Origin of the sequence: Acinetobacter lwoffii (genome assembly GCF_022967985.1) — a bacterium.
GTDB lineage: Bacteria > Pseudomonadota > Gammaproteobacteria > Pseudomonadales > Moraxellaceae > Acinetobacter.
The window spans coordinates 114,884-141,878 of record NZ_JALJVC010000005.1; the positions used below are offsets into that span (position 1 = coordinate 114,884).

Here is a 26,995-nt window from a genome sequence, read left to right on the forward strand (position 1 = left end):
TAAAGTATCCCCGGAAATGTAGATTTTATTTCGCGAAAAGGCAAGCAGTTCCATGTTTTTCTTCGAATTGTTTGACCCAATTCTCATGTTCCTGTAATTCCTGTTCTGACGGGAGAATCACCGGTAATTCAATTTCAACTTTGGCCATCCCTGAACGGCTGTTCTGGTCTTCAGACTGGGACAGGGCATCGATATCAAAAGACACCTGTCCACCGGTCATCGCCAGATAAACATCGGACAGGATTTCCGCATCGAGCAAGGCACCGTGGAAAGTACGGTCACGTTGTGGAATCTCGTAACGGCGCACTAAGGCATCCAGCGAATTTTTCTGCCCGGGATGCTTGGACTTGGCCAGTGCCAAGGTATCGGTGACGTCACAAACCTCGGAGAGTGCTTTAAAACCTGCACGTTTGAATTCCATATCCAGGAAGTTCATATCGAAGGTTGCGTTATGCGCAATAATTTCCGCGCCGTGTAAATAGTCAAACAGCACTTGAGAAATTTCTTCAAACAGCGGTTTGTCTTGCAGGAATTCGTCGGTGATCCCGTGGACATTCACAGAATCGCCGACCGGTGTTTTCGGATTGATATAAATATGAATCGAGCTGCCGGTCAGTTTGCGGTTAATCATTTCCAGCGCGCCGACTTCAATAATCCGGTCACCATCCTGATAATAAAAACCGGTGGTTTCAGTATCCAGAATCAGTTGTCGTGGGCCATGCAGCTGTAACTTGGCCGGTGTAATGACAATTTGCGGATGTATCTCAGTCGAGGCAGATGCGTCTGAAGATGAAGCATCTTCATTGCTGTCCGTTGCTAAAACTTCAGTCTGTACAATTTCTTCAACAGTCACTTCGATGATTTCTTCCGGCAGGTCTTCCAGCTCTTCTTCACTCTCAGCCAGATCCAGACCGAAAGGATCATCTAGCAACCAGTCGGGTTCAGATTTTTTTTTATCTTCAGACATTGAAGGGCTTTGCTTGGATTTTTTCAGGGTTTCATCAGCACCCAGATTGGCCAGCTGATCGGCCATTTCATTGCCCGGATGTCCGGCATGACCTTTGACCCAGTGCCATTCGATGTCACGTCCCTGACAGACTTCATCGAGCTTTTGCCACAGATCCGGATTTTTGACGTCTTTCCAGTTTTTCTTTTTCCAGCCGTGAATCCATTCGGTAATGCCTTGTTTGACATACTTGGAATCGGTATAGATCACCAGTTTGTCTTGCTTGTCACAGAACAGAATCCCTTCAATCGCAGCCGTCAGTTCCATGCGGTTATTGGTAGTATGATCTTCACCGCCATAAATTTTGTGTTCTTGTTGGCCATTAACAATGTACGCACCCCAGCCGCCTAAACCCGGGTTGCCGCGACAGGCGCCATCAACATAAAGTGTGATAGTGTGTGACATAGATTAAATCCGATCAAAATAGAACAAGCTGGAAGGCTTATTGTATAGCGCAAATGCAGTCGATCAATCTATATGTCCGGGATTTTTTAATTTCTTGTAACATTTAACGTGAAATCGCGGTAAATTATTGGCTTGAGTCTTCGACATGCTTCACTACAATGGCATATCTAAAAAATAAATTTATATACGAGTTGTTTGGATTTCTTTATGTATAAACCAACCGCAATTTTGTGGCAGCCGACATTACCTACATTTTTAAAATATTCTGTACTGGGAACTGCGCTTGCTTCTCTAGGACTGACGGGCTGTTCATCTACACAAAGTGCGACCCAAACAGCATCAAGCAAGCAGGTTGGATCACAATATCTGGATGCCAGCAGTCTGGATGGACTCGAAGATTTACTCTCTGCAACGGATATGCGTGCAGTCGAAGGCGACCGTTTACAGATTCTGAAACATGGTGATGTCTGGAAACGCATGACCGTAGGTTTCAAGATGGACTTAAGTGTCTGGAATCCGCGGATTGATGCGCAGCGTGGCTGGTTTATTTCACGTCAGCCTTATCTGGATCGCTTAAGTGCGCGTGCATCACGTTATTTATATTACACAGTAAAAGAAGCAGAACGCCGTGGCATGCCGACCGAGTTGGCACTGTTACCGATTATTGAAAGTTCTTATGACCCGGCAGCGACCAGTAGTGCGGCGGCAGCAGGTTTATGGCAGTTTATTCCAAGTACCGGCCGCATTTATGGTCTAAAGCAGACTTCTTTATACGATGGTCGTCGTGATGTGGTGGAATCTACCCGTGCAGCCTATGAATTTTTAGGCAGTCTGTATAACCAGTTTGGTTCTTGGGAATTGGCGCTCGCTTCTTATAATGCCGGCCCAGGCCGTATCCAGCAGGCGATTAACCGTAACAAAGCTGCAGGTCTGCCTACCGATTATTGGTCATTGAAACTACCACAAGAAACCATGAGTTACGTGCCACGTTTCCTGGCGGTTGCACAAATTATTAAAAATCCGGGCAGTTATGGGGTGAGTTTGCCACCGATTGCCAACCGTCCGCATTTCCGTGAAGTACCGGTCGGTGTTGCCAGTTTAAATGAAATTGCAGCGATTACCGGTTTGAGCCGTGCAGAACTGTATCAATTAAACCCGGGTCATCGTGGTGATCATATTGACCCTGCAAGTCCGCGCCGTATTCTGATTCCTGCTGACTTAAGTCCTTCAGTGGATGAGAAGCTGAAAAAATTATCCGGTTCAGGTGGTTTATGGGCGAGTAACACGAACAGCTTGCCGCGAAATACGACGACAGTGGTGCCCACCAGAGCTGCACCGCCAGAATTAAATACCAAAACGATTACACCTTCTAAACAGACTCCGCCAGCGGTTGTTAGTAATCAGCCTGCAACGACCGTTGCTAAAACAACGACTCCGGCTAAAGCTGCAAGTACGCCACCTGTCGTCACAGCAGCGGTAAGTACCGCGACAACGGCAAATACTGTGACCCAGACTACGAAAAAGATTTCGACGCCTAAAGGCTCATCTGCCTTGGCCAGTTTTGCGGCACAAAGTGATTTGCCAATTCCAAGTGCGCCGCGTATTCCGGTAGCTGTAACACCTGCAGCGCCAGCGAAACAGATTCAGGTCGAACCACCGATTTCGGCAGCTGAGCGTCAGCAAGTTCAGCAGGCGGTCATCGCACAGGATATTCAGAAAACTGTAGATGAAATTCTGCAGCCTGTTGCAACACCGGCAGAACAGGCCCAAGTGGTTGAAGAGCTGAAAGCATTGGCGCCGGCTGGCACAGAAATTGTTGATCCTTATGACGGTAAAATCAAGCTGACTGCCATTCAAACCAGCCTGTCTGTTGCTGAGCAGCAAGGCAAAGAGCTCACCAAAGGCTTTTCTTATCCGAAAGAAGTTGCTGACAATACCACTGCGAACTCGGTTGAAGCCAAGCTAAATCAGGGCAAAAATTACGTCAAGACGGATTCTGAAGTGGTAGTGGTTGCTCCAAAAGGAAAACGCAGTACCTATAAGGTGTTACCAGGTGATAATCTGGCAATGATTGCGGCTAAAAATGGGGTGAACTGGCGTGATGTGGCGAAATGGAACCAGATTGATCCAAATTCTCCACTGTATGTGGGCACCACCATTTATCTGTATGATGCCAAACCTGTACAGGAAGCCAGCAAAGCCAAAGAAAAGCCGGAAACTTATGTGGTTCAGGCCAATGACTCTCTGACTAGCGTAGCGACCCAGTTTGGTTTTAGCGTGAAACAACTGGCTGATTTTAATGGACTGAATAGTAATAGCGGTCTGTTTGTTGGGCAAAAGCTGTCATTGAAAGATACAGGGCAGTCCAAAGCCAAAGTTGAAGACACGAAAAAAGCTGAAACTGTCAAGGTTCAGACCAAATCCTATACAGTGAAACGTGGTGAGTATCTGAAACTGATTGCCGATCGTTATGGGCTTTCAAATGCTGAACTGGCATCCTTGACTTCAGGTCTGACTGCCGGTAGCAGTCTGATGGTGGGACAGAAAATCAATGTACCACTTCAGGAAGTTGAAGGGCTAACGGCATCTAGCCAGAAAACTGAGCAGAAGTTTGAAAATGTCAAAGTCGATCAGACTGCGACTGAAAACTATCAGGTCAAACGCGGTGAAACCCTGTATAGCATTGCCAGTCAAAGCAAGCTGAGTGTTTCTGAACTGGCTGCATTGAATGGGTTGTCTGCCAATAGTGGTTTACGTATAGGTCAGACCATCAAGATTCCAGCCGGCAGTCAGATCCCTGAAACCTATACGGTTCAAGCGGGTGATACGCTGACCGGCATTGCCGCAAAATACAATCTGTCAATGGACCAGGTGGCGAGCCTGAATGGCATGTCACGTAATGCCGGCTTGCGTGTGGGACAGCGCCTGAAACTCAGTGGTGAAGTTGCTGAACCGGTACGTGAAGTGGTTGCTGAAACTGCGACGAAGAATACAAAATCGGATTCGCATGTGGTGAAGTCAGGTGAAACCTTAAGTTCTATTGCACGTCAGTATCATTTACAACTGAAATATCTGGCAGATTTAAATGGCCTGAATACCAATAGTACGGTGCGTATTGGTCAGCGTTTAAAAATTGAGGGTGACTTTCCGGTAGATAAAAAAGTTGAAGATGTGAAAGTGGCAACTAAGCCTGTAGCTTCTAAGGCAACTGAATCCTATACCGTTAAATCAGGCGAATCCCTGAATGCAATCGCCAGCCGTTTAGGCATAAGCGTGACCGACTTGGCTCAATTAAATAATCTAAGTCCACGCGCAGGATTAAGGGTCAGTCAAACCATTCAGATTCCAAAACTGGTGACTGATTATAAAGTCAAACGCGGTGATACCTTAATCGGTCTGGCTTCACGCTATGGTATGAACAGCAATGAACTGGCGGAAATGAATGATCTCAAACCGAATACGCAATTGCGTATTGGCGATGTGATTAAAGTACCGAATTAATGAATGGATCATGAGATTCGCTCATTTATTTAAAACTTTCAGGTTTATCTGGCTAGCCCCGCTGCTCGTGAGTAGCAGTTGGGCAGCCCTGATCACCACCCCATATATCGCGCTATATAACCAGCCGAAATATGCCCAGGCCAAATCCCTGCCTTATGCCAATCCGCAAGCAACGAAAGGCGGTACGCTGATTCTGGCAGCTGATGGCAGTTTCGATAATTTAAACAGCATGAATGGCAAGGGCAATGTCACTGAAGGGGGCAACTATATTTTTGACAGTTTGCTGTCCAAGTCACTGGATGAGCCCGGTGTGTACTATCCCTTGCTGGCGGAAAAAGTCAGTTTTGACCCCAAGAAAACCGCCTTTATTATTTTTCATTTAAATCCGAAAGCACGGTTTAGTAATGGCCAGCCGGTAACTGCACAAGATGTCAAATACAGTTTTGAACTGTTTCAGACCCAGTCCAATTTTGGCCTGCAGATGTATTTGGCTGATTTAAACCGGCTGGAAGTCCTGTCACCTTTACAGGTCAAAATGCATTTTAAATCCGGACATAATCCGGAAATGGCGATGATTGTCGCGCAGATGCCCATTTATTCTAAACAGGAATGGCAAAAACGTAATTTTAAAGAATTGACGCTGAAACCGATGCTGGGTTCAGGGCCTTATGTCATTGAACACATAGATGCTGGACGTAGTATTAGCTACAAACGCAATCCCCGATACTGGGGCAAAGACTTGATGGTCAATCGCGGGCGTTATAATTTTGACCGGATCAAGTATCATTATTATCGTAGTCCTGAAATCAAGTTTGAAGCTTTCAAGTCGGGCCAATTTACCTTGCATGAGGAAAAACAGGTCAACCGCTGGGTGAAAGACTACCAGTTTCCCGCCGTTCGGCAAGGACAGGTGCAGCGTTACCGCTTTCAGCATCACAACCCGATTCCGACCCAGAGTCTGATATTCAATACCCGCCGTCAGCCTTTTGCCGATATCCGTTTCCGCCAAGCCTTGAGTTTTGCCTATGACTTTGAATGGCTGAATAAAGCCATGTTCTATGGTGAATATCAGCGCCTGAACAGCTTTTTTTCCAATAGCGAGCTTGCATCTCATGGACGGCCAGGCATTCAAGAACTGCACATTTTAAAACCCCATTTAAAGCAGCTTGATCCGGTTCAACGTCAGGCTGTACTGCAGGACTGGAAATATCCTCAGTCAGATGCCTCCGGTTTTAACCGGAACAATCTGTTAAAAGCCCGTCAATTGCTATTAAAGGCAGGCTATCGTTATCAACAGGGGAAGTTGGTCAATGCTGCGGGCCAACCGGTACAGATTGAGTTCCTGTTGCATCAGGCGGAGCAACAGCGTGATCTGATGCCATATCTACGTCATTTAAAACGCTTGGGCATTCAGGCCAGCATTCGTATGGTAGAAACCGCGCAATATTATGAACGGCTGCGGAATTATCAGTTTGATATGATTGTTGATACCATGCCGCAATCCCTGACACCGGGGCAGGAGCAGAAACAGTTCTGGGGCAGTCAGGCCGCAGCGCAGTCAGGTAATTATAATTATGCCGGTATTCGAAATCCGGCCATTGATGGAGTCATTCAGCAGGTGACTCAAGCTCAAAACCGTGAACAGCTGGTGAATAGTACCCGAGCATTAGACCGTTTACTGCGAGCAGGCTATTATCATATTCTGACTTATGGTACGGGCGAATACTGGTATGCTTACTGGAATATGTATCAGCAGCCGCAACGAAAACCTAAACTCTCCGCCGGGATTGATTACTGGTGGGTCGATGCAGAAAAGGCCAGACATGTGGCTGATTATTTCAAACAGCATTAAGCTCCAAGCCTATCAGGGAGTGCCATGAGCACTTATATTCTCAAACGTCTGTTGCTGATGATTCCAACCTTGCTGATCATTTTGCTGATCAATTTCATGGTGATCCAGCTGGCACCCGGTGGTCCGGTGGAGCAGGCGATTTATCAGGCGCAACAGGTGAATGGTTTGGCGCATACCGGATTGCAGTATCAGGGAAAGCAAGGCCTCACACCGGAGATGCTTGAGCAGATCAATACCCAGTACGGCTTTGACCAGCCGCTGCATATCCGCTTTTGGGAAATGGTAACGCGTTATGCGCAGTTTGATCTGGGGCAGAGTTTTTTCAAAGACAAGCCTGTGACTGAACTCATCTGGGAAAAATTGCCAGTATCGCTTTCTTTAGGCTTGTGGAGTACCTTGTTGATTTATCTGGTCTCCATTCCTTTAGGGATCAGGAAAGCCCGCAAACATGGCAGTCTGTTTGATCAGACCACCTCTCTAATGTTGGCCGTGGGCTATGCCATTCCAGCCTTTATTTTTGCCATTTTACTTATCGTTTTTTTTGCTGGCGGGTCTTATCTGCACTGGTTTCCCTTGCAGGGCATTCGCTCTGAAAATTTTGCTGAACTCTCATTCTTTGCGAAAATTCATGATTATTTCTGGCATATGGCCTTGCCGCTGTTGGCCATGGTGCTTGGCGGATTTGCCAGTTTGACCTATCTGGTCAAATTTTCTTTTGTGGAAGAGCTGAGCAAACAATATGTCCTGGCTGCGCGGGCCAAAGGTTTAACTGAACATGCAGTGCTGTATCGGCATGTATTCCGGAATGCCATTTTAGTGCTTATCGCAGGTTTGCCCGAAGTTCTGATCGGGGTGTTTTTCGTGGGCAACCTGTTTATCGAGATTATTTTTAATCTGGATGGGTTAGGTGTTTTAGGTTTTGAGGCGATTATCCAGCGTGACTATCCGGTGATTTTCGGTACTTTGTTTATCTTTACCTTGCTCGGTCTGATACTGCGTTTACTCAGCGATTTGCTCTATCAACTGATTGATCCAAGGATTCATTTCAGTTCACGTCGAGGATCACAATAATGTCTTCCTTGATGCAAGCACGCTGGCAACGTTTTAAGCAGCATAAGCTAGGCTTTAGCTGCTTCATTATTTTCAGTGCTATTTTCATCATTTCCTTGGGTGCAGAACTAATTGCTAACGATAAGCCCTTGCTGGTGAAATATGATCATGCTTTTTATCTGCCCACCCTGAAATCCTATCCGGAAACCACGTTTGGTGGAGTATTTGAGACAGAAGCAGAATATAAAGATCCCGTTGTACAGCAACTGATTGCAGAAAAAGGCTGGGCGATCTGGCCCATCATTCCATTTTCTTATCAAACGCCAAATTTTGAACTGGCTGAACCGGTGCCTTCGCCCCCGAGTGCGCAAAACTGGCTGGGAACAGATGATCAAGGCCGTGACGTTCTGGCACGGATTCTATATGGCTTAAGGATTTCATTACTGTTTGGTTTTGCACTGACTTTATTGTCTGCGGCGCTGGGAATTTTAGCAGGGGCAATTCAGGGTTATTATGGTGGATGGATTGACCTGATCGGGCAACGCATACTCGAAGTCTGGAGTGGTTTGCCGATGCTGTTTATGGTGATGGTACTGGTCAGTCTGTTTACCCCGAGTATTTACTGGCTGTTTCTGATCATGCTGTTATTTGGCTGGACCACACTGGTGAGTATGGTGCGCGCTGAGTTTTTGCGCGCCAGAAATCTGGAATATGTCTGGGCAGTAAAAAGTATCGGGGCGGGGGATGGACGGATCATGTTCAAACATATTCTCCCCAATGTGATAGGTTCTAGCCTGTCACAGTTACCTTTTATGCTAACCGCCAATATTACTGCACTGACAGCGCTGGATTTTTTAGGGTATGGTCTGCCACCCGATTCGGCATCCCTCGGGGAACTCTTGCTTCAGGCCAAAAACAACTTAAATGCGCCGTGGCTGGCATTGTCGGGATTCTTTAGTTTGGCGATTGTACTGAGTTTGCTGATCTATATGGGAGAAGCGGTACGGGATGCTTTTGATCCAAGAAACTAAATCACAAAAATCTTTAACCATAAGAAAATAAGCAGATAAAAATTGTGTAAATTTGACAAGACTGATTGTCAATTGTTCTGGCTTACGTTATAAACGAGTACAAAATAAAAGTAACGTATCAGGACAGATCATGACTCAATTGGCCGATTCCATTCAAATTCGTAATACCACTTTTAAAAATCGCATCATTAAAGGTGCCATGAGTGAAGCACTGGCCAATGATGCCGGCCAGCCCAATCAGGCGCATTTCAAGTTGTATGAAGCATGGGCCGAAGGTGGCTTGGGTTGTGCTATTACGGGTAATGTCATGGTGGATTATCGTGCCAAGAATGAACCGGGCGTCGTAGTGGTAGAAACAGAACGCGATCTGGCGCAGCTCAAAGTCTGGGCCGACGTAGGCAAACAGCATGGCATGGTACAACTGGTCCAGTTATCACATCCGGGGCGTCAGTGTCCGAAAGGTTTGAATCGGGAAACTGTAGCACCATCGGCAGTGCCATTTAGTCCGGCACTGGCTGTTAGCTTTGGTACCCCACGGGAACTGCGTGAAGATGAAATCCTGGATATTATCCAGCGCTTTGCCACTTCGGCTGCCATTTGTGAAAAAGCAGGATTTGAGGGGGTGCAGTTGCATGGGGCACATGGTTATCTGATTAGCCAGTTTCTGTCACCGCTGACCAATAAGCGTCAGGATCAATGGGGTGGTAGTATTGAGAATCGTACCCGTTTCTTGCTGCAAACCTATCAGGCTGTTCGTGCTGCGACTTCGGAAAATTTTATTATTTCGGTCAAGCTGAATTCAGCTGATTTCCAGCGCGGTGGTATTAGCGAAGAAGATGTCATTTATGTCTTTAAGGCGATGGACGTTGCAGGCATCGATATCATTGAAGTGTCAGGTGGTAGCTATGAAGCACCTGCGATGGCCGGCGTGAAAGCAGACAAGCGCAAGGCCTCGACCATTGCCCGTGAAGCCTATTTCCTCGATTTTGCCGAAAAAATCCGCCAGGAAGTGAAGTGCCATATCATGGTCACTGGTGGATTCCGAACAGTTGAAGGCATGAATGCCGCGCTCGACAGTGGTGCTTGTGATTTTGTCGGGATTGCACGTCCCTTTGCGGTAGAACCTGACTTGGGTAATCGTCTGGTTGCGGGGCAGGATGTACGTTATGCGGTTGAGAAAATTAAAACCGGTATTCCAATGGTCGACAAAATGGCGATTATGGAAATCATCTGGTATGCCGCGCAGTTTAAGGAAATTGCCAAAGGCAAGCAGCCTAATCCGAAACTCTCACCACTAAAAGTCTTTTTGCAGTATCTGAAAGGCAATGTCAAAGCGGTGATCAAGGGACAATTAAACTCACGAAAATCGGCTTAATTTATATTAAAAAAACCGGACACTGCAAATGTCCGGTTTTTCTAATTTCTGACGCTTAGGGGTGTTTTAGGAATAATGCATCGCCTGGGTCTGAAAAGGAAATAATAACTGGCTTAACTGACGAGTCGCCCATAAGCCTATTTCTGTGTGATGGATATGCGGCGCAGTATAAGGAATCAGTAAATCAATTTTCTGTTCCGCACCTTCACAGCGCATGAAGCGGCTTTTTAACTGATTTAAGCGCTGCTGGTCCATACGGCTCATTGCAGGTTCAATTTTTGCTTGTGATGGGGCTGCACTACGTGAGGACAGGCGAGTTGCCAAGCCTGCACCCTGAATCCAGTCTTTAATAATCTGTTTTTCGGTCGCATTAAAGACCCCAAACATTTTACCTTCCGGATGATCGATCATTTTCCAGAAGCGACTTTGTTCTACTGGCGCATCTTTCACGATCCAGCCTTTTTCAATCATCACCTGCAAAAATTCGCTAATCTGGGCAGGATCGGATAACCAATCATTGATGGTCTTGCCACTAAACTGACATTTCTGATTATGAATATATTGACCAATCAGCGCTTTATTCTGGAAAACTTTTAAAGCCATCTGCCCAATATCCAGTTCCTTGATAATTTGGGAAGAACTTCTACCAAGGTCATTCAGGACATAGCCTTTTTTAATCAGTTCCAGATAAGTTTCTGGGTTTTCTGCATGATTAAAATGCTGGATAAATGCTTGCAGGGATTTCTGCGCATGACCATTGTGAGCATTATCAATAGTAATGTGCACATTAAAATAATGCGGATCGATACCCAGTTCAGCCAGTTCATAATTGGTGATTAACAAATGCAGTGGTAACTGTTCATAACCGAGATTAAAGCCAATGACCAAAGGTAGATACTTGGCCGGGGCATAAGCCAGTGCCAACTGTACGGCAGCCTGTTCGTAGTAACTATCATCTAAATGCTCGGCATAACTGTTCAGCTCATAATGACTCAACAGGTCCTGATACATGGTGACATGGTTGGCACGCGGATGCCCTAAACCAAGCTCTTCGAGATAGATGTAAATCAAATCTTTCAACTCAGGCTGATTACAGTTTGGCACGGTTGAATACAACCAAGCACCATCGACCAGTTTAACCGGTGCAACTTTCGCCAGGAATTCGAAAGCCTGAGAAACCGTCGGAAAATATTCCCGGGGCTGCTGCTGTTTCCGGCGATTGACATAGGTCTGGAAAGTCGCACAAACCTGATGATGTTGTTCTAAAAGATGCTGTTCAACCTGTACAGGCTGATCCAACCATCCGAGAGTATCAATATTTAAATTTTTAATCAGATCGCTCAAATAAGATTCAGCTTTTTCGGTTTTGGTATATGTCGAAATTTCAGTATCTTGAAAAAAGTCGACCCAATCCTTAAAGCTTTTAATTTGATAATTATGATTTTTATTTGGCGATAAAGGTAAACTTAGCTCTGTGCTGACGAACATAATCTGATCCTTGCAGATTTCTCTTGATTTACCTTAACGTGCCCTCTAAAAGCAGGGTGTTGAATTTTTGTTCTAATTTATTGGTGTATTGCTTTAAGTGAAAATGAACGGATATTTCTATGAATAGAAATGTTAAAACAATACAAATTGTAAAATTAAGAATGGGATGGCAGCCGAAAGAGTGAGGGAGTAATTTGAACAAATGATAAAAACTGGGTTTAAAGATTCGAGAAATAAAATTTGCAAGATAAAAAAAGCCCGAGTCGCAATGCTCGGGCTTTTTGTTGAGATGTTGCCATCTCGAATATGGCGTCCCTACGGGGATTCGAACCCCGGTTACCGCCGTGAAAGGGCGATGTCCTAGGCCTCTAGACGATAGGGACAGTACAGAAGATAAATTTTAAAACCCTTACTTTTAGCTGGAAGTAATGGCGTCCCTACGGGGATTCGAACCCCGGTTACCGCCGTGAAAGGGCGATGTCCTAGGCCTCTAGACGATAGGGACTTAATAAAATGTACTTCTGAAAATTGGCGTCCCTACGGGGATTCGAACCCCGGTTACCGCCGTGAAAGGGCGATGTCCTAGGCCTCTAGACGATAGGGACGTTTCAGAGGTGGGCGTATAATAGGGTGAAAACAGGGGGGTGTCAAACGCATTTCTGCACTTTTTCTGGTTTTTTGAATTGAGTGCATAAAATTAAAACAATCTTGTGGGAATGCTTGAAAATTACATGGTTTAAGCCGGATTTTTAAGTAATTCCAGAATTGCTTCTACCACCTGCGGATGCAGTAAATAGCCGGTAATGTCATGCGGGCGGTGAATATGCGTACGAATGCCGTGGTTAATAATGGCGGGTTGAAACTGAAATGGCGGTTGTGTAAGAGGAAAGGCGGTAAGAAAATCATCAGTTGAATAGAAATTTATCCAGTCGCCTGTAATTGCAGTAGGTCGTACAATGGGTTGCGGTAAATGTGACTGGATCACCTGGAAGGCTAGTGGCGATCCTAAAGTAATAAAACGCTGTACATTCAGTTCAGGATGCTGGATGAGGTAGTTATAGGCAATCACACTGCCCAGAGAATGAGCAATCACAATGCAAGGTTTGCGACCATTCAATTGCCGGGCAATCCGTTCATGAACTTCCTTCATGAAACCAGGATTGTCGAGATACAGATAGGTTTCAATCAGAAATTTCTGAAGCAGGCTCCGATGCAGACTGGGAAAATAATTCAGCAATAATACAAAGTCTCGCAGTGCAACATTTTTGCTTAGCGTGGTAATAAATTTGAATTTCTGTTTAAAATCCATCGTGTCATTCAAATGAAGCTGGGGAAGATCGGAAATCACGGGCTTGCGCCAGCCAGGACGTGGAACGGGTGCAGGAAGCTGAGGATGGACAGGTTGACGGAAACGAAAGCTGGGCCATTGCTGGGGCATTAAGGTGCCAGCATTCAGGATGTTGCGAACGTTATAGTGTGAAAGTAAGTCTCCATAAAATGGAATGTGAATGTGACGTCGTAAATAACTGAATCTGGCATCATGACGGTGTTTGCGAATGCCTTTTTGAAGTATATGCAGCCAGCGCTGGCGAATCGATGCAGCACTATGATGTTGCTGGTTCATTCCATGAATAAAAATAACTTTCATCGATACCTCACGGAGGTCGATCTATATATTCACAGTATAGAGAAAATTGCGGCAAGCCAAGCTGCACTTTTTGTGGCGTTAATGTTTAAATTATCTTCGATAAAACAATCATTAACAGACATTTGTATATTTATAAAAAAGGCAGAAAAAGCAGTAAATTGGTAGGTCCGAATGAAAGATTTTACTGAATAGAGAAAGAATATGAATGGAACGGTAAAAGTTGAATTTAGAGGTTGGCGTGAGTTTTATAGTAATTCCAGTAGCGCTTTAATGATGTCCGGATGCTGAATATAACCATCAATATCATGCGGATGATAGATGGAAGTATGAATCTCTTGATTAATAACCGCCGGCTGAAACTGGAAGGGTGGTTCTGATAATGGAAAGGTAGTCAGAAAATCATCGCTACAATAGAAATTTATCCAGTCGCCTGAAAGTGCAGCAGGTCGTACAATCGGTTGAGGCAGATGAGCCTGGATGACCCGAAATGCCAACGGTGATCCAAGAGTAATAAAACGCCTGATATTCAGCTCCGGATGCTGAATCAAATAATTATAGGCAATCACGCTGCCAAGCGAATGTGCCACCAGAATCTGTGGCCTGCTGCTATAGAGTTGATCATGAATGCGGCGGTGAACTTCCTGCATAAAATGTGGGTTGGCCAAATAAAGATAAGTTTCCAGCAAAACTTATGCAAAAAGCTGGCGTGTAAGCTGGGAAAATAATTGATGAGTACCGCAAAATCCCGCAAGGCAATATCTTTGCTTAATGCTGTGATGAACTTCAGTTTCCGATTGAAATTCAGGATATCATCCAGATTTAACTGCGGGACGTCACAAATTTGATAGGTACACTGATCTGGTGGCGATGCCGGTTGCAGCTGTGCGGGATGTAAAAAAGGGAAATGCGGCCACTGTTGCGGCATCAGGGTGCTGGCATTCAAGACGTTATGAAAATGATGCCGAGAAAGTAAATCGCCATAAAAGGGATACGGATATGCCGTTTTAAATAAGTAAAACGGGCTTGCTGTTGTGGGTTTTTCCGAAGGCCTGTTTTGAAGAGATGCAGCCAATGTTGACGTAATGAAGTAGCCGTATACTGTTGCTTGTTCATGCCGTGAATAAACACAATTTTCATCGACGCACCCTTAAGGCTGCCCACTATGGTTATAGTATAGATAAAAAAAGAGCGGCCGGAGCCGCTCTTTTAAAACTGATGATTAAGACTTATTGTGATAAAAGGCATAATAACTTGCATAACACGCTGCAATAAATAGCAGACAGCCTATGAAGCTGATACGCATTGATGGATCAAAGACCATACTGATACAGGTAATAAAACAGAACACAAAGCCCAGGATTGGTACAATCGGGAACAATGGTGCAGCAAAGCCCAGTTCTTTGGCCGTATGACCCTGTTTATACCATTGACGACGGAAGTTGAACTGGCTTAAGCAAATACTCATCCAGACCACCACCATGGTAAACGCTGCAACGCCCAGCAAGTTGGTAAAGATCGTCTCTGGCGCAAACTGTTCAGACAATAAACCTGGCAATGCACCTAGCATAGTCACCATGACTGCAATATACGGTACACCGCGAGCATTCAGTCTTGAGAATACGGCAGGCAACTGTTTGCTGTATGACAATGACCACATCATACGAGAAGCAGCAAATAAGCCCGAGTTGGCGGCAGACAACAATGCAGTGATAATTACAAAGCGGATGATGTCTTCAGCATATGGGATACCAATGTGCTGGAATACTGTTACGAATGGACTGCTACTCACGCCTTCAGCAGCTAAGCCTGCTTCCTGATGCGGAAGTAAGGCTGTTACCACGATAATGGTACCTACAAAGAAAATTAATAAGCGGAAAATCGCAGTATTAATTGCTTTAGGAACATTTTTCGCAGGATCTTCAGTTTCACCGGCAGCCACACCAATCAGCTCGGTACCAGAGAAGGCAAAGTTCACAATCAGCATCGTCGCAAAAATCGGGAATAGACCTTCAGGGAACCAGCCTTGTGCAGTTAGATTGGTAAATAAAGGCGCAGCTTCATAGCCTTGATAGCCCAGAACACCAAAGATGGCCAATAGACCTAAAAGAATAAAAGCAACAACCGTGACCACTTTTACCAGTGCCAGCCAGAATTCGGATTCGGCAAACCAGCGGGTAGAAATCATATTTAGACTAAATACGAATACACCAAAGATAATGGTCCATAACCACATAGAAATGTCCGGGAACCATTCCTGCATCAGCAAGGCCGCTGCAGTAAATTCAGTTCCAAGAGTGACCGACCATGTCAGCCAGTATAACCAGGTGATGGTATAGCCTGTGCCTGGTCCAATATAACGTTTGGCATAAGCACCAAATGAACCAGATTCTGGCATATGAACGGCAAGTTCGCCCAAACATAGCATCACCATGTACGCGATAATACCGCCCAGGAGATAAGCGAGAATGGCACCTACAGGCCCCGTTTGTGCAATGACTTCACCCGACCCTAAGAATAGGCCTGTTCCGATTGCGCCACCAAGCGAAATCATGACTAGATGTCGAGTACTCATAGCGCGTTTTAAAGGCGCAGAATTGCCCTGATGCGTAGCATCATTCGGAGATGAGTGCATAGGAAATAAGAAATACTTCAAAGGAATGAAGCGAGCTATTGTAGTGAAAAACTACAAATCTGCAATCGAATAATGGTAATTTCGAATAAGGTCTGATCGTATGAGATCAATAGATGGCGTCCCTACGGGGATTCGAACCCCGGTTACCGCCGTGAAAGGGCGATGTCCTAGGCCTCTAGACGATAGGGACGTTGCGAGGTGATGCGTATATTAAGGATTAAGCCGGGGTTTGTCAAAAGGGTTTTTGCTAAAATTCATTTAACAGTTTAAACATTAGGCAAAACAAAAACTTTATTTTATTAAGATGTTATTTTCTGAACAGATTTCAAGACCATAAAAAAATAAATATTTGAAAAGATCACTAAAACTTAGTGATCTGGAGCCTGATATTGCTCAGGCTGGGGATTTTCAGCAGGCGTTGTCACTGCCTCAGTGTCCGCAGTTTTATTGTCATCACGGTTGACGATATAGAGATATAGCGCGGATGGTGCTAAAATCAGTAAAACCAGTAAGATCTTTTTTAACATGACACAAAGGCACAATATGAAATCGCATTAATTATAGCCTAAGCAAATTAAAAAGAGCAGCAGCATGTACCTATTCAGGCTCTAGAATTTAAAAGTAACATCCGCAATAAATTGGCGGCCGATTTCAGTCATTACACGTGGTCTATCATTTGAGGTCGAGCCTGTTGTATAGGTATTCACGCGGTTGGTGACGTTGTTAATGATTAAACCAAAAATTGCATGTAAATCTTTTGAAATTTCCCAGTCATAGGTGGTGCGCATATCCCATGTAAATTTAGGTTTGATTTCAGAGGCTAAATACGTGTCTAGCAACTCGCCATTATATTCGACTTTATCATTCTTCTTGGTAACTGCGATCATGTCATCATAACTGTCTTTATAGCTAAAGAAGTTTGAAATACGTACAGGCAGTGTATCGAATGCAATATCCCAGTTTACTCGTGCGGTCCATGGTTGGTTAAAGTTTGGGGCAGGGCGGTCTGACCAACGAATAATTTGACCATCATAAGAGACCCATTCATCTTGAGTGGCTTGATCATAGGCTGAAGTGTAATCTACATAACTGCGGAAGACTTCACTGTAGTCAAATCCCAAGGCAAATAAATGTTGGCTATCCCCCAGAGCGATCGGTTGACGATTTCTAAGTGTTAAGGTGTAGATGTCAGCTTTGCCACTTCCATCATTATTATATTCGTAGAAGAATTTTGATCCATCTAAAGGAGTAACTTTAGTTTTTGATATTTCATCCTGATATTTACGATTGACCCATTTTAGCCCTAGATCCCAATTCTGGATTTGTGTATTCAAGCCTAAAACAGTTTCGTCACTGAAAGGGGGATTGAGCGCTGAACTACGCGCACCGCTGGATAGTGCAGTTTGTGTTGCTACCCAAGGCGCATGTGGTTTTTCACGTGACAGTTTGTAGAGCAAATCATTTTGAATTTCATTCAGCTCTGTACCTAAAGTTTGCTGACCATAGTAGCGATTCCATCCCGCGGATAAATGCAATTGATCATTACTAAAGGGTTTGTAAGAGAGACGGCTACGAGGAGCAATATTGATATTACTACTTAAAGAGTCATAATCAGCGCGAACACCAAAGCGTGTTGAAAATTGATCATTCCACTGAATATTATCTTCAATAAATATATTTAGGCGATCTTGCTGAGCTTGGATAGCACCAGCTTTGTACAGAGTCCCACCAGCGATATATTGTCCATTCCAACCATTTATCGTTAGTTTATCATCACAATATGGGTCACTCAGGAGGCAAGAAGTATCTTTGCCAAGTTCTTTTAAATGAGTCTTTGTCGCGAGTAAAACATCCTCGGCTCGTTTCCACTCAACATGAGCATGGCTATAACCCGTACCTAGAGTCATGTTGTGTTGGGATTGACCAACTTTAAATGGGTCTATATTGGCTTGTAGGTCGTAAGAGAGAACGTCTTGGAGTTGTTTGATTTCTCCCATGATGGCGCCTTCTCGAACAACATCGGTATTATTCCAATCTTTACTTCCTTCGGCGTAGTACCAATGCATACTGTAGTTATTATCTGCAATGCGTTGTGTCGCCGAGTTTTGGAAATTAAGTTTATGTACGAGAGTACCTAGATTGAATTGGTGTTCGAGTTCAGAGAATAATGTAAGTGTTTCGGTTTCAGTGGTACTTCCCGAATCACGATTGCTGTCCACATAGCTCAAACTGTCCAGCAATCCATAATCCAAACCAAACTTCGCTTTGGTTGAGGCGTTTGGTGTATAAAATAATGTTGCACCAAGATTTGAGATATGTCGTTCTTGATCAATTGTTTTAGGTGTTTCAAAGCCACTTTTGACTGGGATGATAGACTCTCTTTGAGAAGCATAAGCATTAAAGCCCCAATCATTCGAGAGCTTCCCATAAATATTGGTGCTTACACCTTGTTTGGTATATTCCTTTTGGTAGTCATCTGTAGGTTCTTCAAATTTACTTTCTTCTAAAGGTGAAATTGAGTTGTAGCGAGCCCAATCACTTTCAGTGTAATCGTAAGTGATAGAACCGTGAATTTTACCTATCTCTGTTTGCGGTGCGCATATTTTAGCATTTATAACACCACCTGTGAATTGACCATAAGCGGCAGACACATTGCTATCTAATACTTCAAGCTCACAAAGTAGGTCAGTGTTCACTGCCATAGCTTGTGCGCCAGTCCCAATATCTTGAAACGTATTTGTGTTTGAATTTGCTGGATTAATAAGTAGGTTGTTGGAAACACCATTCACAATGAAATTGTTTTGGAAGGTTTGTGCACCATTAATTGAGATTTTGGCAGGTTTAATTTCACCTTGAGAACCTGCTGCAAGTTGTGACTGACTAAACTGCACATTCGGATTCACTTTTAAAAAATCGGTAATGTTCTTTGAGCTATTCGGCGTCTTTTCTAAATCTTCTTTTGAATAAATGGTTTTTCCAACTTCATTTTCTTGCTGAGCTTCGATAATAATTGTGTTGAACTTAATCGTTGTTTCATTGAGAACAGGCTCTTGATAATTCGATTCTTTTGCAAAACTAGATGTTGATAAAGCTGTTAAAACTGCAATAGAAAGTGGGGAATAAGCAAAACGCATGAGAAGGGTTGAATATGCGAAAGATAATGGAAGTGATTATCATTAAATTTAAGAAGGCAATCAATAGTAATGAGAATTATTTTCATTAATTAGTAAAAGCGTAAGACTTGAGCAGCTTAAGATGCTGATCAAAGAAATATAAAGAAGAGAAAAAATAGATGGCGTCCCTACGGGGATTCGAACCCCGGTTACCGCCGTGAAAGGGCGATGTCCTAGGCCTCTAGACGATAGGGACGTTTAGAAGATGGCGGTATCTTATTGATCCGCCACCAGAGTGTCAAGCAGGTGAGGTGCGAGTTTGTTTAAAATATAGCAAAACAGTTCAGCGGTCTTCTGCGTATCATATAATGCAGAATGGGCTTCTTTGCCATCAAACTCAATCCCAGCCTGAATACAGGATTTTGCCAGTACGGTCTGACCAAACATCACCGCACTTAAAGTCACTGTATCGAAGACAGAAAAACTATGAAATGGGTTCTGGTTTTTGGTTCCGGTACGCGCAATCGCGGCCTGAAGAAAACCCAAATCGAAATGTGCATTGTGTCCAACTAAAACTGCATGGGTACAGTTTTGCTGGCGACGCACTTCATTCACAGATTTAAAAATACGCTTAAGCGCAGTTTTTTCATCTTCGGCCATTGCGATTCGCATCGGATTCGAAGGATCGATCCCAATAAACTCCAGCGAACGTCGGTCGAGATTTGCCCCTTCGAAAGGATTGATATGTGCATGGTAAGCTTGACCCGGCACAAATTGACCCTCCTCATTATAAACAATCGGAATGGCCGCAATTTCCAGCAATGCATCAGTCTGCGCATTAAAACCTGCAGTCTCGACATCGACAACTACAGGTAAGAATCCACGAAAACGTTGACCAATGATTGGGAGCGTTTCATTTGTCACACTTTTCTCCATTGAATGGTTTTACCAGCATACAGTGGGATAATCTGTTCACCATCCAGATAGTCTAAACTTTCAGGGATTACTTGATCTTCTTTAACCAGGGTAATGGTATTGGTATTACGTGGCAGGCCATAGAAGTCTGCACCAAAATGGCTGGCAAAACCTTCCAGGCGTTCAATTTTACCCACCTGATCAAATGCCTGAGCATACAGCTCAATGGCAGTCGGCGCACTATAACATCCTGCACAGCCACACGCATTTTCTTTTGCATTTTTTGAATGCGGCGCGCTATCTGTTCCCAGGAAAAATTTAGGATTACCGCTGGTTGCGACTTCCAGCAAAGTTTGCTGATGCGTTTGACGTTTTAAAATCGGCAAGCAGTAGAAATGCGGCTTGATCCCACCAACCAGCATGTCATTGCGGTTAAACAATAAATGTTGCGGCGTAATGGTTGCAGCGACATTACGGTCTTGCTCAAGTACAAAGTTTGCTGCTTCGCTGGTGGTGATGTGTTCGAGCACCAGTTTCAGCTTGGGAAATTGTCTGAGTAAGGGAGCCAGCACTTCATCCAGGAAACGCTTTTCACGGTCAAAAATATCGACATGATTATGCGTCACTTCACCATGTAGCAATAAAGGCACTTGGTGTTCTTCAAGCTGTTCAATTACGCCGTAGACTTTGCTCATATCGCTCACACCACTATCGGAGTTGGTGGTCGCACCCGCAGGATAGAGCTTGATGGCATTGACATGCGCAGATTCTTTGATCTTTTTAACTTCGCTTGCCGGGGTGTTGTCAGTGAAATACAGCACCATACGCGGGTCGAAATTTACCCCTTCAGGCACATGTGCCATGATACGTTCACGGTAGGCATTGGCTTCTTCGACAGTTTTAACGGGTGGCACCAGATTTGGCATGCAAATGGCGCGAGAAAACTGCTTGGCTAAATCGGGAACGGTACGTTGAAGTGCTAAACCATCACGCAGGTGAACGTGCCAATCATCTGGCTGGAGAATCGTAATCGTATTCAAGGCAAATTCAGTCGAACAAATAAAACAAATGATAATCCATCTATAGTAAAAATGGTAACGAGAAAGCGCTACAAAATAAGGGATATGTATAAATTAATTTTAAAAAGTATGTTATTTTAAAATTAATAAAAAAATTACATAAATACTTGGCAATGGAATACAAGTACAATCTAGCGAAATTGCAAGATGATAAAGAAGACATAGAACAACTGATTACACGGCAAAGCCAGCGTGTAGGCCCGGTCTTCCCTCAAAATCTGGAACAAGAATTCTGGACCAAAAATCTGGAACGCGCCCGCAAACATGTCGAAAAATATGTGTGGGCTGGGGTATTGGCCTATTTCCTTTTTTTAGTGGTAATGATTCCTACAGATTACTGGAGCATCAGCAAAGAATATTTCGTGCATGATTTTGTCCTGTGTATGTTGGGCCTGCTCAATGGCGGCGTGTCATTAATCATTTTTTATATGTTCTCCTGTTTACCCAAGATCAAGCGCTTTTTTCCTCAGGCTTCGATGCTGTTGGTGTTCTGGGTACAGGTGTCAGTTTCATGTATCACCATGTCGATTAAAACTGAAGCCTTGCAGCATCAATCCATGGCGATAGTCACGATCGTGTATATCCTGGGTTATATTCTGACCGGTATTAAACCGATTCAGATGCTGGTCACCGGATTACTCGCTGCGGCAACTACTATTCTTGTATTGTTTAGCCTTTCAGTTGAATTTAATCCTATGGTTTTTGGACGGATTTTAATTGGAAGTTGCTTGCTGGGTTATGTGATTAGCCATATGATTTTTGCCCGTGAGCGTGTGATTTTTCTATATAGTATTCGCGCCAGAATCAGTGAGCAGATCCAGCGTATTCATACCAACGAATTATTACATTTGAGTCAGTATGATGAACTGACCAAGATTTCCAATCGACGCACCTTTGATGAGACACTGGAGGTCCATTTCGAACGTGCACGCCGTGAAGAAACGGCTTTGGCGATTCTGTTTATCGATGTGGATTTCTTTAAAAATTACAACGATTTTTATGGACATCAGAAAGGTGATGATGTCATTTCGACGATTGCCAAAACCATCAAGAATGCGATCCGTCATATGGACTTTGTCGCACGTTATGGCGGGGAGGAGTTTGTAGTGCTCTTGCCAGAAACGGATGCACATGGTGCTTATGCAGTGGCTTCAAATATTTTTAAGGCGATTGACCGTCTGGAAATCCCGCATGAAAAATCCTCGGTTGCGAAACATATCACCATCAGTTTAGGCATTACCGTCTATCGTGGTGAGGAAGATATTGATAAGGATGCATTGTTGGGAATCGCGGATCAGGCGCTATATCGTGCCAAACAGCTTGGACGCAACCAGATTTATTATCAGTCTATTCGATCAGTCAATTCAGATATTGCAAATGGCTAGAGATTATTAAAATGAATAAAACAATCATCAATAAAAAACCGCGCTCAGGGCGCGGTTTTTTGCTTAAGACAAAACTTAGTTTTTGTCTTTCAGTTGTGGCACTGCAGATGCAGAACCGACTGCCAGTAAACCAGTTTCTGTATAGATGCCCAGTTTCGCACGTGTATCCGTGATATCCAGGTTACGCATAGTCAACTGACCGATACGATCCATCGGCGAGAACATAGAATCACCTTTCTCCATAGTTAAACGCTCAGCTTCATAAGTGAGGTTAGGAGATTCAGTGTTCATAATGGTGTAATCATTACCACGACGAAGTTCGATTGTTACTGTGCCAGTAACTGCTTTAGCGACCCAACGCTGTGCAGTTTCACGTAGCATAAGCGCTTGAGAATCGAACCAGCGACCTTGGTACAGCAAACGACCTAAACGTAAACCGTTAATGCGGTATTGTTCAATCGTATCTTCGTTATGAATACCCGTTACCAGACGCTCATAAGCAATGTGAAGCAGCGCCATACCCGGAGCTTCATAGATACCGCGAGATTTCGCTTCGATGATACGGTTTTCGATTTGATCCGACATACCTAGACCGTGACGGCCACCGATGCGGTTCGCTTCAAGAATAAATTCAACTGGATCTTCAATGCGTTGACCGTTAATCGCAACCGGGAAGCCTTCTTCAAAAGTAATCGATACTTCTTCAGCTTTCACTTCTACGTCATCTTTCCAGAACGCAACGCCCATGATTGGCTCAACGATTTTGATGCCTGCATTCAGGTATTCAAGATCTTTGGCTTCGTGCGTCGCACCCAGCATGTTTGAGTCAGTTGAATAAGCTTTTTCTTTTGACATTTTATAGTCAAAACCATTGTCGATCAGGAACTGTGACATTTCTGCACGGCCGCCCAGCTCGTCAATGAAGGTTTGGTCTAACCAAGGCTTGTAAATTTTAAGCGCAGGATTGGTCAACAAGCCATAACGGTAGAAACGTTCAATGTCATTGCCTTTATAAGTCGAACCGTCACCCCAGATGTTAACGTCATCTTCTTTCATGGCAGTTACAAGCATGGTGCCAGTTACTGCACGACCCAATGGTGTCGTGTTGAAATAAGGCATACCACCTGTAGAAATATGGAACGCACCACATTGAATTGCAGCAATACCTTCTAATGCAAGCTGTAAACGGCAGTCGATTAAACGTGCTTTTACTGCGCCATAAGCTTCAGCTTTTTTTGGAATCGCATCGTAATCGTCTTCGTCTGGCTGACCCAAGTTTGCTGTGTAAGCATAAGGTTCAGCGCCTTTTTGTTTCATCCACAAAAGAGCAGCAGAAGTATCTAGACCACCAGAGAAGGCAATACCAACTTTTTTACCTACTGGGACATTCTGCAAGATAGTTGCATTATCAGACATTGTTCATCCTAATGATATGAAATAGGCACGCCAGAATTGGTGGCCTGAAAAAATACATATTGCATCAATTGTATCATTAATTTATTTAGGTTTGCTTTAGAAAAGAAAAACTCGTTTTAAAATCTCTATTCAATAGGCTTAAATAATCATAAATCGCACGATTTTCACCAGAATCCTGCTGAAAAAGGAAGAAATTGGTTATATTCAGCCGAATAAAGTTAAAAATCAGATAAAACAGGAATAAAAGCATGGCGACTCGCATCCCACCTTTACCTAATTTAAATCCTAAAGCTAAGAATGAAACGCTGGCACTGTTGCATGGGATTTATGCCGGCCTGATTGGTTTTAGTACAGTGCTGTTTTTATATCTTGAATATCAGCAATCCAGTATTTCCATGCTGAGTTTAGGTGTGGTGCTGCTGCTTTTAGGCTTGCTGATGTTTTTTAATATACAGGCCAGTATCAAGGTGAAGCAGGGCAATGGTTCAGGACGTACTTTATCCAGAATAATGGCTATTCTGATGTTGCTGAGTTTTCCAATTGGTACAGTATTGGGCGTGATTGCATTATGGAAATCCAGCGCACGACAATGGCAGAACTAATTCGTCATGTATAGAAAGAACTGTTTCGAAGATTGATATTTGTGCCTGAAAATGCTGAACTCCGGGTCATAAAAAGCCGCTGAAAATCAGTTAAAGTAAGGGAATGACTTGCTCAGCCAAATATAATCAGGGATTTGTTATGACCACGACGCGCTATGCCAACATTTTAAAGCCACTGCATTTGGGTTTTACCACCATTAAAAACCGGGTGGTGATGGGGTCGATGCATACTGGTCTGGAAGACCGCTTCTATAACTATCCTAAACTGGCAGCGTATTTTGGCGAACGAGCAAAGGGTGGCGTAGGTCTGCTGATTACAGGGGGAATATCGCCAAACCGTCAGGGCTGGTTGTTGCCGGCGGGCGGTACCATGAATACCTTGGGGGATATTGCGCCGCATCGTCTGGTGACACATGCAGTGCATAAGCATGGTGCTAAAATTCTTTTACAAATTCTGCATGCCGGACGTTATGGCTATCAGCCTTTTGTGGTGTCGGCAAGTCCAATCAAATCGCCAATTTCTCCTTTTAAACCACGTGAAATGTCAGATAAACAGATCCTGAATACCATTCAGGATTATGTGAAAACTGCCAGCATTGCCAAAAAAGCCGGCTACGATGGCGTAGAAATTATGGGTTCAGAAGGCTATTTGCTGAATCAGTTTTTAAGCCGTCATGTCAATCAGCGTACCGACCGTTGGGGTGGCCCGATCGAAAACCGGATGCGTTTTGCCGTAGAAATTGTCAAAGCCATTCGCGAGGAAATTGGCGAAAAATTTATTATCTGTTTTCGTTTGTCGCTTCTCGATTTGGTACATGATGGCAATACCATGCAGGAAGTCATTACCGTAGCTAAAGCTTTGGAAAAGGCTGGAATTACTTTGCTCAATACCGGTATTGGCTGGCATGAAGCACGTATTCCAACCATTGTGACTTCTGTACCGCGTGCTGCTTTTGTCGATTACACTGCTGAAGTCAAAAAACATGTTTCGGTGCCAGTGATTGCATCCAACAGGATCAATATGCCAGACACTGCCGAGGCGATTCTGGCCTCTGGTCAGGCAGATATGGTGCAGATGGCACGTCCACTTTTGGCCGATGCTTTCTGGGTCAATAAAACCGCGACCAATCGTGTTGATGAAATCAATACCTGTATTGCCTGTAATCAGGCTTGTCTGGATCATACCTTTAAAAACCAGCGGGCAACCTGTCTGGTCAATCCGCGTGCCGCTTATGAAACCGAACTGGTTTATATCAAAACCAAAAAACCGAAAAGTATTGCAGTGATTGGCGGGGGAGTTGCAGGTCTGTCTGCTGCTACGGTCGCAGCCAGTCGCGGGCATGATGTGACGCTGTTTGAGGCCAGTCATGAAGTAGGCGGACAGTTCAACCTGGCTAAAGTCATTCCAGGGAAAGAGGAATTTCACGAAACAATTCGCTATTTTAAGGTGCAACTGGAAAAAACCGGAGTAGATGTACGTTTAAATACGCGGGTAAACCGCGAGCAGTTGGAGCGTGAAGGTTTTGATGAAGTGATTGTGGCTACAGGTGTCGTGCCACGTGCCTTGAATATCGAAGGCAGTCAGGCACCACAAGTATTATCTTATGCAGAAGTGCTACGTGGCGCACCTGTCGGTGATCGTGTTGCGGTCATTGGCGCAGGCGGGATCGGTTTTGATGTGTCCGAGTTTTTATTAAAGCCACCGCATCAAATACAGCCGCAACCTGTGGATGAGTGGAAGCGTGAATGGGGTGTAGATTCTCATCCAGATTATGTGACTGAAGGCGGGTTACAGCGTGCTGAAGTAGAACCTCCAGTACGGGAAATTTATCTATTACAACGTAAAAAGACACCGCTTGGCGCAGGACTAGGCAAGACTTCAGGCTGGGTACATCGTGCCCAGTTAAAAAAACATGCCGTGCGGATGTTGCGCGGTGTGCAATATAAATCTGTCACGGATGAAGGCTTATGGATTGAGGTAGATGGCCATGCTCAATTATTGCGTGTGGATACCATTGTGGTATGTGCAGGTCAGGAATCGGTAAAAGACCTGATGCCGAGTGCTGGGGAAAATACCTTGGCGCAGTATCATATTATTGGCGGTGCAAAACTGGCTGCTGAACTCGATGCCAAGCGCGCCATTCGTGAGGGAGCGGAATTAGCAGCAAAACTGTAAGGATTTGATGAAACTATATGCAGTTGATTGCATTCACTGTAATTTTCACTTGTCAGCCGGACAAAAGCTCCGTATTATTGCGCCCATGGAAGCGTGGCAGAGCGGTTTAATGCACCGGTCTTGAAAACCGACGAGGGTGTGAGTCCTCCGTGAGTTCGAATCTCACCGCTTCCGCCAAATTTTAAAAACCCCAGTCGAAAGATTGGGGTTTTTTTATTTCTATGATTTTAATAAAAGATTTAAAATAAGCTGATAGCGAACAAAGTCAAAATTTTAAAATTCCATAATTAGGGTTTGTTGACATTTACTGTTCATAATTAA

Annotated in this window: 17 protein-coding genes, 6 tRNA genes and 1 pseudogene; 9 read left to right on the forward strand and 15 right to left on the reverse strand. The window is 44.2% G+C overall.

Annotated features, from left to right (window positions below; genetic code table 11):
- Nucleotides 1-25: 25 nt before the first annotated feature.
- On the reverse strand, nt 26-1,411 hold the full coding sequence (dnaQ, locus tag MWG72_RS04970; RefSeq protein WP_247143346.1) for a DNA polymerase III subunit epsilon: 1,386 nt from the start codon (nt 1,409-1,411) through the stop codon (nt 26-28).
- Nucleotides 1,412-1,618: 207 nt separating this feature from the next.
- On the opposite strand from dnaQ, the gene MWG72_RS04975 reads away from it, so the two are divergent.
- The 5 genes from MWG72_RS04975 to MWG72_RS04995 all read left to right on the forward strand — a co-directional run bounded on the left by MWG72_RS04975 (nt 1,619) and on the right by MWG72_RS04995 (nt 10,220).
- Nucleotides 1,619-4,912 carry a LysM peptidoglycan-binding domain-containing protein gene (locus tag MWG72_RS04975; RefSeq protein WP_247143347.1) on the forward strand — a complete coding sequence of 1,098 codons (3,294 nt, stop codon included), beginning with the start codon at nt 1,619-1,621 and terminating at the stop codon, nt 4,910-4,912.
- A 10-nt stretch (nt 4,913-4,922) separates the two neighbouring features.
- Nucleotides 4,923-6,764 (forward strand): extracellular solute-binding protein, encoded by a 1,842-nt coding sequence (locus MWG72_RS04980; protein WP_247143348.1) that lies wholly within the window; start codon nt 4,923-4,925, stop codon nt 6,762-6,764.
- 24 nt (nt 6,765-6,788) lie between these two features.
- Nucleotides 6,789-7,835, forward strand: coding sequence for a microcin C ABC transporter permease YejB (gene yejB / locus MWG72_RS04985; protein WP_247143349.1), 1,047 nt, complete (start codon nt 6,789-6,791; stop codon nt 7,833-7,835).
- Nucleotides 7,835-8,845 carry an ABC transporter permease gene (locus MWG72_RS04990; protein WP_247143350.1) on the forward strand — a complete coding sequence of 337 codons (1,011 nt, stop codon included), beginning with the start codon at nt 7,835-7,837 and terminating at the stop codon, nt 8,843-8,845. The genes yejB and MWG72_RS04990 overlap by 1 nt, the downstream gene beginning before the upstream one ends.
- A gap of 130 nt (nt 8,846-8,975) precedes the next feature.
- Nucleotides 8,976-10,220, forward strand: coding sequence for an NADH:flavin oxidoreductase/NADH oxidase family protein (locus MWG72_RS04995; protein WP_247143351.1), 1,245 nt, complete (start codon nt 8,976-8,978; stop codon nt 10,218-10,220).
- A 66-nt stretch (nt 10,221-10,286) separates the two neighbouring features.
- Here MWG72_RS04995 and MWG72_RS05000 read toward each other — a convergent pair whose 3' ends face one another.
- From MWG72_RS05000 to pyrC, 13 genes and pseudogenes are all read right to left on the reverse strand, one after another.
- Entirely contained in the window at nt 10,287-11,708 is a 1,422-nt protein-coding gene (locus MWG72_RS05000; protein WP_247143352.1) for an iron-containing redox enzyme family protein, read from the reverse strand.
- Nucleotides 11,709-12,015: 307 nt separating this feature from the next.
- Nucleotides 12,016-12,091 (reverse strand) — tRNA-Glu (locus MWG72_RS05005).
- A gap of 46 nt (nt 12,092-12,137) precedes the next feature.
- Nucleotides 12,138-12,213, reverse strand: a tRNA-Glu gene (locus MWG72_RS05010).
- A gap of 24 nt (nt 12,214-12,237) precedes the next feature.
- Nucleotides 12,238-12,313, reverse strand: a tRNA-Glu gene (locus tag MWG72_RS05015).
- A gap of 131 nt (nt 12,314-12,444) precedes the next feature.
- Nucleotides 12,445-13,356 carry an alpha/beta fold hydrolase gene (locus tag MWG72_RS05020; protein ID WP_247143353.1) on the reverse strand — a complete coding sequence of 304 codons (912 nt, stop codon included), beginning with the start codon at nt 13,354-13,356 and terminating at the stop codon, nt 12,445-12,447.
- A 245-nt stretch (nt 13,357-13,601) separates the two neighbouring features.
- A pseudogene (locus MWG72_RS05025) lies at nt 13,602-14,493 on the reverse strand (alpha/beta fold hydrolase).
- 82 nt (nt 14,494-14,575) lie between these two features.
- Nucleotides 14,576-15,988, reverse strand: coding sequence for an amino acid permease (locus tag MWG72_RS05030; protein WP_004279544.1), 1,413 nt, complete (start codon nt 15,986-15,988; stop codon nt 14,576-14,578).
- 114 nt (nt 15,989-16,102) lie between these two features.
- Nucleotides 16,103-16,178, reverse strand: a tRNA-Glu gene (locus tag MWG72_RS05035).
- Nucleotides 16,179-16,356: 178 nt separating this feature from the next.
- Nucleotides 16,357-16,515, reverse strand: coding sequence for a hypothetical protein (locus tag MWG72_RS05040; protein ID WP_180037794.1), 159 nt, complete (start codon nt 16,513-16,515; stop codon nt 16,357-16,359).
- Nucleotides 16,516-16,596: 81 nt separating this feature from the next.
- Nucleotides 16,597-19,122, reverse strand: a complete 2,526-nt coding sequence (locus MWG72_RS05045) for a TonB-dependent receptor plug domain-containing protein (protein ID WP_247143354.1) — start codon at nt 19,120-19,122, stop codon at nt 16,597-16,599.
- A gap of 159 nt (nt 19,123-19,281) precedes the next feature.
- Nucleotides 19,282-19,357 (reverse strand) — tRNA-Glu (locus MWG72_RS05050).
- Between the two features lie 20 nt (nt 19,358-19,377).
- Nucleotides 19,378-20,037 carry a ribonuclease T gene (rnt, locus tag MWG72_RS05055; protein WP_004279557.1) on the reverse strand — a complete coding sequence of 220 codons (660 nt, stop codon included), beginning with the start codon at nt 20,035-20,037 and terminating at the stop codon, nt 19,378-19,380.
- Nucleotides 20,022-21,056: a dihydroorotase gene (pyrC, locus tag MWG72_RS05060; protein WP_004279558.1), complete on the reverse strand. Its 1,035-nt coding sequence runs from the start codon at nt 21,054-21,056 to the stop codon at nt 20,022-20,024. Before pyrC ends, rnt begins: the two co-directional genes overlap by 16 nt.
- Before the next feature lie 152 nt (nt 21,057-21,208).
- Between pyrC and MWG72_RS05065 the strand changes: the two genes are divergently transcribed.
- The gene (locus MWG72_RS05065; RefSeq protein WP_004646381.1) at nt 21,209-22,480 is read left to right on the forward strand and encodes a GGDEF domain-containing protein; all 1,272 of its coding nucleotides are present in this window, start codon (nt 21,209-21,211) and stop codon (nt 22,478-22,480) included.
- Nucleotides 22,481-22,555: 75 nt separating this feature from the next.
- Here the strand turns inward: MWG72_RS05065 and argG are convergent, their stop codons facing one another.
- A complete protein-coding gene (gene argG, locus MWG72_RS05070; protein ID WP_004279561.1) occupies nt 22,556-23,896 on the reverse strand; it encodes an argininosuccinate synthase in 1,341 nt (446 codons plus the stop codon).
- Nucleotides 23,897-24,144: 248 nt separating this feature from the next.
- On the opposite strand from argG, the gene MWG72_RS05075 reads away from it, so the two are divergent.
- The 3 genes from MWG72_RS05075 (at nt 24,145) to MWG72_RS05085 (ending at nt 26,851) form a co-directional block, all read left to right on the forward strand.
- Nucleotides 24,145-24,498: a hypothetical protein gene (locus MWG72_RS05075; RefSeq protein ID WP_195724944.1), complete on the forward strand. Its 354-nt coding sequence runs from the start codon at nt 24,145-24,147 to the stop codon at nt 24,496-24,498.
- Nucleotides 24,499-24,637: 139 nt separating this feature from the next.
- Complete coding sequence (locus tag MWG72_RS05080) at nt 24,638-26,674, forward strand: FAD-dependent oxidoreductase (RefSeq protein WP_247143355.1); 2,037 nt, start codon at nt 24,638-24,640, stop codon at nt 26,672-26,674.
- Nucleotides 26,675-26,761: 87 nt separating this feature from the next.
- Nucleotides 26,762-26,851: transfer RNA gene (locus MWG72_RS05085), tRNA-Ser, on the forward strand.
- Nucleotides 26,852-26,995 lie beyond the last annotated feature (144 nt).

What these genes read in the sequence shown, in the direction of transcription:
- MWG72_RS05080 (WP_247143355.1), top strand. Translation starts at nt 24,638, where the DNA reads ATGACCACGACGCGCTATGCCAACATTTTAAAGCCACTGCATTTGGGT.
- MWG72_RS04975 (WP_247143347.1), top strand. Translation starts at nt 1,619, where the DNA reads ATGTATAAACCAACCGCAATTTTGTGGCAGCCGACATTACCTACATTT.
- MWG72_RS05075 (WP_195724944.1), top strand. Translation starts at nt 24,145, where the DNA reads ATGGCGACTCGCATCCCACCTTTACCTAATTTAAATCCTAAAGCTAAG.
- MWG72_RS05065 (WP_004646381.1), top strand. Translation starts at nt 21,209, where the DNA reads ATGGAATACAAGTACAATCTAGCGAAATTGCAAGATGATAAAGAAGAC.
- rnt (WP_004279557.1), bottom strand. Translation starts at nt 20,037, where the DNA reads ATGGAGAAAAGTGTGACAAATGAAACGCTCCCAATCATTGGTCAACGT.
- MWG72_RS04980 (WP_247143348.1), top strand. Translation starts at nt 4,923, where the DNA reads ATGAGATTCGCTCATTTATTTAAAACTTTCAGGTTTATCTGGCTAGCC.
- dnaQ (WP_247143346.1), bottom strand. Translation starts at nt 1,411, where the DNA reads ATGTCACACACTATCACACTTTATGTTGATGGCGCCTGTCGCGGCAAC.
- yejB (WP_247143349.1), top strand. Translation starts at nt 6,789, where the DNA reads ATGAGCACTTATATTCTCAAACGTCTGTTGCTGATGATTCCAACCTTG.
- MWG72_RS04990 (WP_247143350.1), top strand. Translation starts at nt 7,835, where the DNA reads ATGTCTTCCTTGATGCAAGCACGCTGGCAACGTTTTAAGCAGCATAAG.
- MWG72_RS04995 (WP_247143351.1), top strand. Translation starts at nt 8,976, where the DNA reads ATGACTCAATTGGCCGATTCCATTCAAATTCGTAATACCACTTTTAAA.
- MWG72_RS05045 (WP_247143354.1), bottom strand. Translation starts at nt 19,122, where the DNA reads ATGCGTTTTGCTTATTCCCCACTTTCTATTGCAGTTTTAACAGCTTTA.
- MWG72_RS05000 (WP_247143352.1), bottom strand. Translation starts at nt 11,708, where the DNA reads ATGTTCGTCAGCACAGAGCTAAGTTTACCTTTATCGCCAAATAAAAAT.
- MWG72_RS05030 (WP_004279544.1), bottom strand. Translation starts at nt 15,988, where the DNA reads ATGCACTCATCTCCGAATGATGCTACGCATCAGGGCAATTCTGCGCCT.
- argG (WP_004279561.1), bottom strand. Translation starts at nt 23,896, where the DNA reads ATGTCTGATAATGCAACTATCTTGCAGAATGTCCCAGTAGGTAAAAAA.
- MWG72_RS05040 (WP_180037794.1), bottom strand. Translation starts at nt 16,515, where the DNA reads ATGTTAAAAAAGATCTTACTGGTTTTACTGATTTTAGCACCATCCGCG.
- MWG72_RS05020 (WP_247143353.1), bottom strand. Translation starts at nt 13,356, where the DNA reads ATGAAAGTTATTTTTATTCATGGAATGAACCAGCAACATCATAGTGCT.